The sequence below is a fragment of the Streptomyces sp. NPDC028419 genome (genome assembly GCF_055565515.1).
The window spans coordinates 402,069-415,270 of sequence record NZ_JBVHUE010000002.1 but is presented as its reverse complement, the minus strand read 5'-3'; the positions used below and the strand labels follow the sequence as shown (position 1 = coordinate 415,270).

The 13,202-nt window shown below is 75.0% G+C and carries 7 protein-coding genes; 6 read left to right on the top strand and 1 reads right to left on the bottom strand.

Translation table 11 applies throughout. The features are described from left to right. Positions 1 to 94: 94 nt before the first annotated feature. From ACZ4UB_RS04195 to ACZ4UB_RS04185, 3 genes are read left to right on the top strand one after another with little or no spacing between them, the layout of a single operon-like run. Positions 95 to 3,436, top strand: coding sequence for an FtsX-like permease family protein (locus ACZ4UB_RS04195; protein ID WP_468068116.1), 3,342 nt, complete (start codon positions 95 to 97; stop codon positions 3,434 to 3,436). Further along, positions 3,433 to 6,183 carry a hypothetical protein gene (locus ACZ4UB_RS04190; RefSeq protein WP_468068115.1) on the top strand — a complete coding sequence of 917 codons (2,751 nt, stop codon included), beginning with the start codon at positions 3,433 to 3,435 and terminating at the stop codon, positions 6,181 to 6,183. The genes ACZ4UB_RS04195 and ACZ4UB_RS04190 overlap by 4 nt, the downstream gene beginning before the upstream one ends. After that, positions 6,180 to 7,187, top strand: a complete 1,008-nt coding sequence (locus tag ACZ4UB_RS04185; RefSeq protein WP_468068114.1) for an ATP-binding cassette domain-containing protein — start codon at positions 6,180 to 6,182, stop codon at positions 7,185 to 7,187. Before ACZ4UB_RS04190 ends, ACZ4UB_RS04185 begins: the two co-directional genes overlap by 4 nt. 38 nt (positions 7,188 to 7,225) lie before the next feature. Here ACZ4UB_RS04185 and ACZ4UB_RS04180 read toward each other — a convergent pair whose 3' ends face one another. Continuing rightward, positions 7,226 to 8,725: an MFS transporter gene (locus ACZ4UB_RS04180; protein ID WP_468068113.1), complete on the bottom strand. Its 1,500-nt coding sequence runs from the start codon at positions 8,723 to 8,725 to the stop codon at positions 7,226 to 7,228. A 139-nt stretch (positions 8,726 to 8,864) separates the two neighbouring features. Between ACZ4UB_RS04180 and ACZ4UB_RS04175 the strand changes: the two genes are divergently transcribed. From ACZ4UB_RS04175 to ACZ4UB_RS04165, 3 genes are all read left to right on the top strand, one after another. Next, positions 8,865 to 9,686, top strand: a complete 822-nt coding sequence (locus tag ACZ4UB_RS04175) for a helix-turn-helix transcriptional regulator (RefSeq protein ID WP_468068184.1) — start codon at positions 8,865 to 8,867, stop codon at positions 9,684 to 9,686. 266 nt (positions 9,687 to 9,952) lie between these two features. Continuing rightward, on the top strand, positions 9,953 to 12,688 hold the full coding sequence (locus tag ACZ4UB_RS04170; RefSeq protein ID WP_468068112.1) for an AfsR/SARP family transcriptional regulator: 2,736 nt from the start codon (positions 9,953 to 9,955) through the stop codon (positions 12,686 to 12,688). A gap of 71 nt (positions 12,689 to 12,759) precedes the next feature. After that, positions 12,760 to 13,200, top strand: coding sequence for a VOC family protein (locus ACZ4UB_RS04165; protein ID WP_468068110.1), 441 nt, complete (start codon positions 12,760 to 12,762; stop codon positions 13,198 to 13,200). The last annotated feature ends 2 nt before the right edge of the window (positions 13,201 to 13,202 follow it).

Below are 13,202 nucleotides of genomic sequence, written 5' to 3'. Positions count from 1 at the left end.
CCCGCGGAAACAAGCCCTTCCCATGCCCGTTCGAATCTGACAAGATCCTCCGCTATCCGGTACCTATGGTCCGGTAGTAGGAGGAATATCACGCATGCTCGCCTTCGTCATGCGTCGTCAGCGCGGGCGTGTGTCCCTCGCTGCCGCCGTGTTGTTCACCGTTCTGATCACGACGACCGTGCTCACCGCTCTGTTCGCCTTCACCCGAGGCGTGGGTGAGGCGGGGCTGCGCCAGTCCCTCCTGGGGCGGGACCACACCCGGTCCACGGTCGTCGTCACCGGCTACCACCCGGTGGCCGACCGGCCCAAGGACGACGAGGCCCTACGGGGCTTCGCCCGCGGGCTGTTCGGCGAGCTGCCGGTCGCCGTCGACAGCGTGGCCCGCAGCCACGCCTACGGCCTGCCGGGGAGTACCGCCGTCGCGCCCGGGGGGCCCGTCCCCGAGGCGGACCTGACCCTGCTCGCCGCCTTCGACAAGGCCCGGACCCGGCTGGTCGCCGGCCAGTGGCCGCAGCCCGTCGGCGCGGGCGCCGTCGCCTCCCGCGTGCCGGTGGCCGTGCCCGAGGCGGCGCTGAACCGCCTGGGGCTGACGGCGGCGCAACTGCCCGCCGAGGTACGCCTCGACGACCGCTTCCAGGGGCCTCAGCTCACCGTGCTGATCACCGGTGTGTACCGGGCCGCGGACCCCGCCGCCCCCTACTGGCAGTTGGACCCGGTCGGTGGTCGCGGCTTCCAGGTCAGCAGCTTCACCACCTACGGCCCGCTGCTCGTCGACGACTCCGCCTTCACCGTCGGCGGTGTGGCGCAGGACAGTCGCGTCACCCTCCTCAGCCCCGATTTCGCGGGGGTCCACACCCCCGAGGCCGAGGCCATCGGGGAGCGGACCGCGGCCTTGACCGCGGCGCTCAAGACCTCCTCCGCCCTCAACGCGCGGACCGAACTACCCAAGGTCATGGCGGAGTTGCGCTCGGCGCGCACCGTCGCCTGGTCCACCCTGTTGATCGGCGAGCTCCAGCTCGTCGTGCTGACCGCGGCCACCTTGCTGATCGTCGGGCACACCCTGATGAAGCACCAGGAGGGCGAGCGGAACCTGCTCCTGGCCCGCGGCGCCTCCCGGCGCAAGCTGGAACTGCTGACCGTGGTCGAGGCGCTGCTGCTGGCCCTGCCCGCGGCCCTGCTCGCCCCCTTGCTCGCCCCCCTGTTGCTGCGCTTCCTCGACGGCGCGGGGGCCCGCGCGCACGGGACCTCGGTCACCGCGAACGCCGGTGTGTGGGAGACGAGTTGGCCGCTGTGGCCGGTGGCCGCCGCGTGCGCGCTCGGCTGCGTACTGCTGAGCACGCTGCCCGCCCTGCTGCGGGGCGCCTCGGCCGTCGTACAACGGCACGGCGGCAAGCGGCAGGAGCTGGTGGCCGGGGCCGCGCGTTCGGGTGCGGACATCGCGCTGCTGGCGCTGGCCGCCCTCGCCTACCAGCAGTTGGACCGCTACGACGGCGCCGCGCCCGCCACCGACGGCAGCGGTTCCTCCGGCGTCGACCCGGTCCTCGTCGCCGCGCCGACCCTGGCACTGTGCGCGGGGGCGGTGCTCGTCCTGCGGATCCTGCCGCTCGCCGCACGCCTCGGCGGCCGGCTGGCGGCGCGCGGATCGGGGCTCGGTCCGGCGCTCGTCGGCTGGCAGCTGGCCCGTCGACCCCAGCGGGCCACCGGCCCGGTGGTCCTGCTCGTGCTCGCCGTGTCCAGCGGGGTGCTGGCCCTCGGTCAGCACACCGCGTGGTCGGACTCCCAGTACGACCAGGCCGACTACCGCACCGCCGGGGGCCTGCGCATCACCAACAGCCAGCTCACCCAGCTCGGTCAGGCCGGCCGCTACGCGGCGCTGCCCGGCGGCGACCGGGTGGTGCCGGTGATCCGCGGGCAGCAGCCGCTGCCGGACGGGCGCACGGCGCAGCTGCTCGCGCTGGACACGGCGGGCGCGGGCGACCGGGTCCCGCTGCGCTCCGACCTGCGCGACGGACAGCCGATGAACAAGGTGTTCTCCGCGCTCGCCACGGTCACCGGGCCCGCCGCCACCGCCAACCCCACCACCGGCATCCCGCTGCCCGCGGGGGCGCAACGGCTCGACTTCGACCTGACCCTGCGCGCCACCGGCACGCCCAGCGGCACCCCCAACCTGAAGCTGCTGCTGCGCGACCGGTTCGGGATGACCTACCGGACCCCCGTCCCGATACTCCCCGTGGGGGGCGGGCGGGCCACCGTCCCGGTGGACCTGGCCGCACTGGCCGACGGTCCGGTCGGCAAGCCCGCGGGGCCGCTGACGCTGCTCTCGGTGGTCCTCTCCTACGGCGCGCAGAAAGCCGACGAGATGGACCCGCCGCCCCTGGTGGGCGGCGAGCTGACGGTCCACCGGCTCGCGGTCGCCGAGACGGCGGACGGCCCGGCCGTCCCCGTCCAGCCGCCGGGTGCGGGGGCCTCGGGCTCCGCCGACTGGACCATGTCGGACCCGCCCAAGGGTGCGAGCGCGGCCCTCCTCGCCGAGGCCGCACCGGGTGCCCCGACCGGGCCCGCGCTGCTGCGGATGCGCTACACCACCGTGCCCAAGCGGGAAGAGACCTCCATCGTGCTGACCGCGGGCGCCGCGGTTCCCCCCGCGGAGCTGCCCGCGGTCGCCACCCGCGGCTACCTCGCCGCCATCGGCGCGAAGGTCGGTGACGTGGTGCCGGTCCCCTTCGCGCAGTCCACCGTCCGGGTGCGGATCGCCCGCGCCGTGGGCACGCTGCCCGTAGCCGGTGACACCGCGCTCGCCCTCGACCTGTCCTTGGTCGGTCGGCTTCCGGCCGCGGACGGCGCCCGCGCCCTGCCGGCGGTCACCGAGTGGTGGCTGCCCGGCACCTCCGCCGACGATCCGGTGCCGGCGCGCGCCGCCGCCGCGTTGCGGACCGGGGCCGGGGCCGGGGGCCAGGACGTGCTGCTGCGCGACGAGGTGGCCGCCACGCTGCTCGACGACCCGCTCAGCACCGCCCCGCAGCGGGCGCTCGCCGTGCTGGCCGTGGCCTGCGCGGTGCTCGCCGCGATCGGATTCGCCGCGGCCGCCGCGGCGGGCGCCCGGGAACGCTCCCGTGAATCCGCGGTACTGCTGGCCCTCGGTACGCCGCGGCGTTTGCTGGCCCGTACCGCCGCGGCCGAGGGCCTGGTCCTGGCCGGGCTCGGCAGCGCCGCCGGGGTGGGCATCGGCGCCGCCCTCGTCCATCTCGTGGTGCCGCTGATGGTGCGGACACCCGCGGGCAGCCGCCCGTTCCCCGAACTACTGGTCGACCTGCCGGCTGGCCGGACACTGCTGCTGACCGTCGCGATCGCCGTCGTCCCCCTGCTGGCCGCCACCCTCGGTGGCCGCCGCAACCGGAACACGGCCGCTCGGCTGCGGCAGGTGGAGGAGTCATGATCCGCACTGCCCGTACGGCCTCACGGGCCACACGACCCGCGTCCTGGGTGCGGACCCGGCTGCGCGCCATGCCGTCGGCCGCCGTCCTGGCCGCCGTACTCGCCTTCGCCGCCGTGTTCCTGAGCGCGGCCCTGCCCCGCGCCCTGGACCGGGGCGCGGACCAGGCCCTGCGCGCCTTCCTGGGCGGCAAGGGGCCGGGCCAGACCAGCGTCCTGGTCTCCGGCAACTCCTCCAACGGGTCGGGGACCCCGGAGGACCTGGACCGGATCCTGGGCCTGCTCAAGACCCGGACCGGCGGCAACATCACGCTGGCCGCGAGCGGCCCGGTGCACGGCACGCTGGGCGACAAGCCCCGCTCGCTCAGCACTCCCGGGCTGGCCGCGCCGGACGACGTTCCTCCGCAGCTCAGCCTGTTGTATCTGCGCGAGGCCGAGGGGCACCTGAAGATGGTGGCGGGCCGCTGGCCCAGCGGCGCCAACACCGAGGGGCCGGTGCCGATCGCCCTCTCGCAACGGGCGTCGCAGGCCCTGAAGGCCCCGCTCGGCACGGTGCTCCGGACCGAGGCCGACGGCCCGCAGGCCCCGGACGCCGACCGGGCCGTGGTGGTCGGCCTCTACGCCGCCAACGACGAGGCCGATCCCGTCTGGACCGGCCTGCCCTGCATGGCCCGCGCCTGCACCGGCTACACCGTCACCAAGGAACCGCGCTCCTACTGGCACGCCGGCGCCCTCGTCGGCGCCCAGGACCTGCCGCGGGCCGCGGCCTGGGGCAAGGGCGGCACCGACTTCTGGCGGCTGCCGCTGGACACCGGCAAGCTGCGCGCGGACCGACTGTCCGACGCCACCGGCCAGATCACCTCGTACGTCTCCGGGTCCACCGCCGCCGAGCTCCTCGGCGAGTCGGGCCGGCTCGACCTGACGATCACCTCCCCGCTGCCCGCCCTGCTGGCGGAGGCCAAGCAGCGGCAGCAGGCCGCCGCCCCGGTGGGGGTGAGCGGCCCCGCGGGGGTCGCCGGAGTCGTCTTCGTCGTCCTGTGCCTGGCGGCGGCGCTCGCCGGGGAGCGGCGGGAGTTCGAGCTGCGGCTGCTGCTGGCCCGCGGCGCCTCGCGCGGCGGACTCGTGCGCAGACTGCTCGCGGAGGGCGCGGTGACGGTCCTCCCCGCGGCCCTGGTCGCGATGGCGCTCGCCTTCGCCCTGCTGCCCACGCCACGGCTGCTGCCCTCGCTGTCGACCGCGCTGGCCGCCACGCTGCTGGCGTGGCTGGCCTTCCCGGTGCGGGCCCTGGTCCTGCTGGCGCCGCCGCGGCCGCGCAACCGCTGGCGGCGCCCGGTGGGCGAGTTGTTGGTGTTCCTGGCGACCGGCGCCGCCGTATCGGAGGTCCGCGGGCGAGGCATCGCCCAGGCCGGCGCCGACGTCGACCCGTTGTTGGTCGCCGCCCCGCTGCTGCTCGCGCTGTGCGGCGGGCTGTTCCTGGCCCGGCTGCTCCCGCTGCTGGTCTCCCTGCCGGCCAAGATGGCCGCGCGGAGCCGGGGGGTGATCGGCTTCCTCGGTCTGGCGCGCGCCTCGCGCGGCGACGGGGGCCGCAGCCGCACTCCGGTGCTGCCGCTGGTCGCGCTGCTGCTGGCCGTGACCACCGGCGGCTTCTGGACCACCGTGTTGAACGCGGCCGACGAGGCCCGGCTGTCCGCGACCCGGGTGAGCGTCGCCGCCGACGCCCAGATCGCCGCGCCCCCCGGCCAGACCCTGCCGACCGAGCTGGTGAAGGCGGCGGACAAGGTGGCCGGCGTACGGTCCTCCGTCAGCCTGTGGACGAACGACGACGCCTTCGTCGACGCTCCGGCCTCGCACTTCACCACGCAGGTGAGCGTGGTCGTCGTCGAACCCAAGGCCTACGCCGCACTGTCCAAGGGCGCCAACATCGGGCCCTTCGACCCGGCCCTGCTCGCCGGGAAGGGCAACGGCACGGCCGACTCGCCGCTGCCCGTGCTGTTCAGCTCCGGGCTGGCCAAGCTGGCGCCCGGCGGCACCCTGCGGCTGCGGCTCGGGGACGGCCAGCTCCAGGTCACCTCGCGCGGCACGGTCGACGGCACGCCGGTGCGGCCCGGCGCCGTCGGGGCCACGGTCATCGTGCCCGCGGGTCCGGCCACGGCCGCCATCGCGGGAATCCAGCAGCCCAACTACTGGTACGCGGTGGGCAATCCCCCCGAGGACAAGCTCAAGGTGCTGGTGCGCTCGCTCGTGCCGGCCGCCCACGCGAACGAGTTCCGGGTGCGCACCAGCGCCGGGATGGCGGACGAGTTGGCCGACGACCCGCTCCAGGCGGCCGCGGTCCGGCTGTTCACGACCTCGATCATCGGCGCCGCGGCCTTCGCCCTGCTGGCCGTCCTGCTGTCGCTGGTACGGGCGGCACCCGAGCGGGCCGCGCTGCTGGCCCGGATGCGCACGATGGGCCTTCGACCCCGGCAGGGCATGCTGTTGATGCTGACCGAGTCGTTGCCGCAGGCCGTGGCAGCGGCGCTCGGCGGAGCGCTGACCGCGACGGCCGCGGTGCTCCTGCTCGGCCCGGCGGTGGACCTCTCCACCCTGGTCGGGGCGCCCGTGGCGGACGGCCTGCGGTTCAGCGCGCGGCCCGTACTGGTCCAGGCACTGGGCCTGGCCGCCCTGGTGGCGGTGGCCGTACTGGCCGAGGCCGCGGTGTCGGGACGACGCCAGATCACTACCGAGTTGAGAGCGGGAGACCAGCGATGAGCGGCGAGCGGACAGACGGGGCGGTCGCCCAGGCGGCGGGCGAGCGGGAAACGGACGGCCGGGCCGGCCCCAGCTACGAGGAGCTGCGCCAGCGCGCGCTCGCCGCGACCACCGCCCCGCCGCCCGAGGCGGGCACGGCCATCGTGTGCGACCGGCTGGTGCGGGTGTTCAGCGGCGACGGGATCGAGGTACAGGCGCTCCAGGGGCTGGAGTTGACGGTGGCCCAGGGCGACCTGGTCGCCCTGGTCGGCGCCTCCGGCAGCGGCAAGTCGACGCTGCTGAACATCCTGGCGGGCCAGGACCGGCCCACGGCGGGCACGGCCCGGGTGGCCGGGTACGACCTGTTGGAGATGGGCTCGCGGGACCGGCTGCGCTACCGGCGCGAGGCGGTCGGCTTCGTCTGGCAGCAGACGGCGCGCAACCTCTTGCCGTTCCTGACGACCACGCAGAACATCGCCCTGCCGCTCCAGTTGACCAGTGGCGGACGCGGTGCGGCGAAGCGGCACGCGGCCCGGACGGCGGAGCTGATCGAGGCCCTGGACCTGGGCCCGCTCGCGGGCCGGCGCCCGTCGGAGCTCTCCGGCGGACAGCAGCAGCGGGTGGCCGTCGCGGTGGCGATGGCGGGGGCCCCGAAGGTCCTCCTCGCCGACGAACCGACCGGCGAGCTGGACTCCGAGACCGGCGCCGCCGTCTTCGAGGCCTTCCGCACGGTCAACCGGGAGCTCGGGGCCACCGTGGTCATCGTCACCCACGACCCGATGGTCGCGGGCGAGGTGCGGCGCACCGTGGCCATCCGGGACGGCCGCACCAGTAGCGAGGTGCTGCGGCGCACCGTCACCGACGAGCACGGCGCGGAGTCGGTCAGCGAGCGCGAGTACGTGATGCTGGACCGCAGCGGCCGGGTCCAACTCCCGCGCACCTTCCTGGAGGCGCTCGGGATGGAGGACCGCGTGGCGGTCGATCTGGCCCCGGACCACATCGCGGTCCGCCCGGACTCCGCGTAGCGCCGGAGCCCCGGGGCGCCCGCCCCGGGGCCACCGGTTCAGCGGCTCTTCGCCCCGTCGCGCAGGCCGAGGGCGATGAGCGCTCCCACCACGAGCAGGATCGCCGCGTCGAGCGCCACTACCGTGCGCACCCCGTCGAAGAGCGAGGTGCCCGTCGTCGCCAGCACGCCGAGCAGCGGGATGCCGATGGTGAGGCCGACCTGCTGGGTGGTGGTGACCAGACCGGTGGCCAGGCCCTGCTCCTCGTCCGGCACGCCGCTGGTCACGGTGACGCCGTACGAGATGATCGCGCCGAGGTGGCACATGCTGGCCAGCGAGACCGCGACGGTCGCCAGCAGCGCGCCCGCCCCCGTGCCCACGGCCAGCAGGGCCGCGGTGAACACGCCCTGGCCGAGCAGTGAGAGCGCCAGCGTGCGGCGCGCACCGAGCCGGCCGATCACCCGGGACGCGTAGGAACCGGCGAGGGCCGACATGACGCCCTGGACTCCGAAGACCAGGCCCGTCCGGAAGGACGAGAGCCCCAGGGTCTCCTGGAGGTAGAGGGTCAGCACGAAGACGACCGTCGACATCATCGAGAAGGTCACCAGGCCGCCGACGTTGCCCCAGGCCACCGTGCGCCGCCGCAGCATCGGCAGCGAGACCAACGGGGCCGGGGACTTCGTCTCCACCACGACGAACGCGGTGAGCAGGGCGGCGCCGGCCACCAGCGTGCCCCAGACGTCGGCGCCGCCGAAGCCCTCCTGGGCCGCCGTGGACAGGGAGTAGATCAGCGCGAGCAGACCACCGGTGACGGTGACGGCGCCCGGCACGTCCAGCCGCGGCCGCTCGGGGGTCCTCGACTCGGGCAGCAGCCGCGGGGCCAGGCCGAGCACGATCAGCGCGGTGACCGTGAGGAGCCCCATCGTGGAGCGCCAGCCCAGCGCGTCGGTCATCACGCCGCCGAGCACCATGCCGACGGTGAAGCCGAGGGAGAGCAGGGTTCCGGAGATCCCCAACGCCTTGGCGCGCAGCGGCCCTTCGGGGAAGGTGGTGGTCAACAGGGACATGCCGGTGGGCACGATGAGCGCCGCGCCGAGACCCTGGAGGGCGCGCCCGGCCAGGAAGGACGCCGGGTCCCAGGCGAGGGTGGCCAGCAGCGAGGCGAGGCCGAAGAGGACGAGGCCCGTCAAGAAGAGCTTCTTGCGCCCGTACAGGTCGGCGATCCGACCGAAGAGCAGCAGGAAGCCGCCGGAGGGCAGCGCGAAGGCGGTGACCGCCCACTGGAGCTGGGACCGGCCCAGGCCCAGGTCCTTGCCGAGCACCGGCAGGGCCACGTTCAGCACGGAGAAGTCCAGGGCCACCATGAACTGGGCGGCGCACAGGACGAAGAGGACCAGTGCGGCCCGGCCGGTGAGCCGGTCGCCGCCGGCCTCCGCGGCCGCCGCCGCGGCGGGGGCCGTCGTATGGGGAGCTGCGGCACGGGGGGTCGTCTCATCGTGGGCCGTTGCCTCGGGGGCCCGCCCGGGCCCGCTGCGGGAAGTGCGCGTGTCGGTCGTCATGGCTCCACCCTCGCCGCCCGGGAATGTGCGTGGAGAGAGGGAACTTATGCTGGTGGTGGCACCACCAGGCAGCCAACAGGGGGAATTCGTGGCCACACCGATCGACCAGCACCGGCGCTCCGAGCTGCGCGAGTTCCTGATGAACAGGCGGGCGCGGATCACCCCGACGGAGGCCGGATTGCCGGACGGCGGGGCCCGCCGCCGCACCCCGGGCCTGCGTCGGGAAGAGGTCGCCGTGCTCGCCGGGGTCGGGGTCTCCTGGTACCAGTGGCTGGAGCAGGGACGTGACATCACGGTGTCCGCGCAGGTGCTCGACGCGGTGGGCCGGGTCCTCAAGCTGACCAGCGCCGAACAGCGCCACCTCTACGTCCTGGCGGGGCTCAACCCGCCGGCCCTCCAAGTGGCGCCGTCCGCGCGGAACATGTGCGACGGGCTGCAGCGGCTGATCGACGCGTGGATGCCCTTCCCCGCGCACATCATGGACGTGTACTGGAACACGGTGATGTACAACGACGCCGCCTCCATCGTGCTCGGCATGCGGCCCGAGATCGTGCAGAACTGCCTGATCGCCTTCTTCACCGACCCCCTCTACCAGGCGCGCAACAAGGACTGGGAGGAGATCGCGGCTCACGTGGTGGCCCAGTTCCGGGCGGCCTGCTCGGAATCGCCCGACGACGACGGTTTCCGTGCGGTCGTCGAGGAGGCCAAGGAGGCCAGCCGGCTCTTCTCGGACCTGTGGGAGCGGCGGGACATCGAGCCGGGCGGCCAGATGCAGAAGGAGTTCCAACACCCCTTGGTGGGAACGCTGTTCGTCGAATCGACTTCCCTGCGCGTACCGGCCCGCCCCGACCTCGCGATCGTCCTGCACACTCCGCTGCCGGGCACCGACACGGCCGAGAAGTTGGAGTGGTTGGCGTCCCCGGAGGGCCGCCGCGGGGCCATGTACCCGATCGCCGGCTGAACATCGGGCGGGCCCTGCTCCCATCCCCGGCAGGGGAGCAGGGACCCGACGCCGCGCCACCCGACCCGCAGAGGGTCCCACCACCGGCCAACGTTGCCCTAACGGGGTGCTAACGGAGCATCACCCTATGATCACCGAGCGCTCCGCCGGGGCGGTCGATGGCCGGCACCGCCGAGGCACATGGCCGGGAACCCACTCATATCCCGAAATGCGCCGACGTAGGCTCGCCCAGGGGGCCGTGCCGCCGTGAACGGAGTGGGGATCACATGGAGTTCCGCGTACTGGGTCCCGTGGCCGTGGTGACGGGGCGCGGGGAGCCACTGCCCCTCGGCCCGGCCAAGCGCCGCAGCCTGCTGGCCATGCTGGTGCAGTGCCCCAACGCGGCGGTCGCCGTGGACCGGCTGACCGAGGCCATGTGGTTGGAGGACCCGCCCCGGCACTCCCGGACCGTGGTGCAGGGGCACGTGTCCCAACTGCGGGCGCTCCTGGCCGCGCACGACGCCCGGGCCCACGGCGTCGAGCTGCGCACGCACGGGGCGGCGTACCTCCTGCGGGTGCCCGAAACCCTGGTCGACGCGCACCGTTTCGAGGAGCTGCTGCGGCTCGCCCGGGCCCGGCGGACACCGCGGGACGCCGTCCCGGTGTTCCAGGAGGCGCTCGCCCTGTGGAAGGGACCCGCGCTCGCCGGGACGGTACACAGCCCGCTGCTGGAGCACGCCGCGCACGCGCTGGAGGAGCTGCGGCTCACCGCGGTGGAGGAACTGGCCGACGCGCACGCGGCCCTCGGCGAGCACGCCGCGGCGGCGGCCGTCCTGCGCGCCGAGGCCGTCGCCCACCCGATGCGGGAGCCGCTGATCGCCGCGCTGATGCGGGCCCTGGGCGGGGCCGGCCGGCAGGCGGACGCCCTGCACTGGTTCCACCGCACCCGCAGGCTGCTCGCCGATCAGCTCGGCGTCGACCCCGGATCGGCGCTCAGCGACGCGTACACCACCCTGCTGCGGACCGCGCCCCCGGCGGCCGGCACCGCGGGCCAAGGCGCGACCCCGCGGACCACTCCCCCGCGGACCGCTGCCGCGAAGGCGCCGGAACCGGCGCCGACCCTGACACCCGTGTCCGTCACGGCGGGGGCCGCCCCGCGCCCCCAACTGCTGCCGCGCCGCCCGCGGGCCTTCACCGGGCGCGAGGAGGAACTGGAGGCTCTCGACCGGGCGGCGACCGCCGCCCCCGGCGCCGTCGCGCTCATCACCGGCAGCGCCGGCGTCGGGAAGACCGCGCTCGCCGTGCACTGGGCACACCGGCGCGGCGCGGACTTCCCCGACGGGCGGCTCTTCGTCGATCTCCACGGCTACAGCACCCTCCCGACCCGCGGCGCCACCGTCGTGCTCCGCGAACTGCTGCTCGCCCTCGGCCTGCCCGCCGAGCAGATGCCCGGCTCGCCCGACGCACTCGGCGCCCGGTACCGCGAACTGACCGCGGCGCGGCGGATGTTGATCGTCCTGGACAACGCCCATGATTCCGGACAGGTGCGTCCGCTACTGCCCGGCGGGGACCGCTGCGTCACCGTCGTCACCAGCCGGGACCGGCTCGGCGGCCTCGTGGCATCGGACGCCGCGTGTCCGGTGCCGCTCGCGCAGCTGCCCGCCGTCCAGTCCACCGCGCTCCTGGCGGCCGTCCTGGGCCCGGACGCGGTCGCGAACGAGCCGGAGGCCGCCGCCCACCTCGCGGAGCTGTGCGACGGTCTGCCGCTCGCCCTGCGGGTCGCCGCCGCGCGGCTCGCCACCCACCCGCACCAGGGCCTGGCCGCCTTCGTGCGCGAACTCTCCGACGAGCACCGCAGACTGGACCTGCTGAAGGTCGACGACACCGGCGTCGGCGCCGCGCTCGGCCTCAGCGTGCGGCAGCTGCCGGAACCGGCGCGCCGGATGTTCCACCGGCTCGGGCCGCACACCGGCGCCACCCTCGACCTCTGTACGGCCGCGGCGCTCGCCGACTGTCCGGCGGGTCAAGCCGCCGTGGCGCTGGACCAGTTGGCCGCCGCCCAACTGGTCGTCGAGGCGGGTCCGCAGGCGTACGTACTGCACGATCTGGTCCGTCTCTACGCCCGCAGCCTGGACCCCGGGCACGATCCCGAGGGTCTGCCCCGGCTGCTCGACCACTGGCTGCGCACGCTCCTCGCGGCGAGCGCCGCCGCGGAACCGGGCAGCGAACCCTGCTGCGCGCTGCCCGCCGCGGCCCGGCGGCCCGCCGCCGAGATCCGGACCTTCGCGGACCGGACGAGCGCGCTCGCCTGGTACTCCGCCGAGCGGGACACCCTGCGCGGGGCGGTCGACGCCGCCGTCGCCGCGGGCCTGCACGACCGCGCCTGGCGCCTCGTGCTCCTGCAGTGGCCCCTCATCCTGTGGCAGGTCCGCGACGGCTGGGTGCCGCTCCTCGAACAGGGCCTGGCCTGCGCCGAGCGGGCCGGCGACCACGGCGCGCAGTCACGGGCACGGGCCCTGCTCGGCTGGGTGCTGGCCGAGGAGGGCCGCTCCGAGGAGGCCCTCGGCCACCTGGAACGCGCCCCCGACCTCTCCGCCCTGGCGGGCGACCGGGCCGGTGAGGCCGTGGCCCGGATCAACCTGGCCGTCGCGCTCATCCGGCGCGGCACGCCGGAACGGGCCCAGGAACTGCTGGTGCGCGCCCTGGCCCTGGCCGAGGAGGCCGGACGCACCGAGACCGTCACCCTCGCCCACCAGCACCTCACCCAGTACCTCCTCGCCGTCGGCGCCCACGACGAGGCCGCCTGCCACGCCGCGCGCGGGCTGGCCCTCGCCGCACCCCCGTTCGCCGCGCCCCGGCGCGTGGTGCTGCGCACCCTGTACGGCGAGGCCCTCGCCGCGGCGGGCCGCACCCCCGAAGCGGTGCGCCAACTGGACGACGCCATCAGCGAGGCCCGGGCGAGCTCCTACGAGGAGGGCGAGATCGCGGCACGCGCCGTCCTGGCCGGCCTGGCGGGGGCCTGAGGCGATCGAGACCGCCAGGGGCGCGCGCCGCCTTCGCCGCGGTGTCGGTGGCCCGCCCTATCCTCGGGCGCATGACCCTTGTGCGCATGGACAACGTCGGCATCATCGTCGAGGACCTCGACGCCGCCGTGGCCTTCTTCACCGAGCTCGGCATGGAGGTGGAAGGCAGGACCCCGATCGAAGGGGACTGGGCGGGAAGGATCGTCGGGCTCGACGGCATGCGGTCCGAGATCGCGATGATGCGCATCCCGGGCGCCCCGGGCCGGCTCGAACTGGTCAAGTACCACAGCCCTGAGGCGATCGCCCCCGAGCGGGAGATCACCCCGGCGAATACCCTGGGCCTGCACCGCGTCATGTTCGCCGTCGACGACCTCCAGGACACCCTCGCCCGACTCCGGCCGCTCGGCGCCGAACTCGTCGGCGAGGTCACCCGCTTCGAGGACAGCTACCTGCTCTGCTACCTCCGCGGGCCGAGCGGGATCGTCCTCGCGCTGGCCGAGCAACTGGGCTGAGG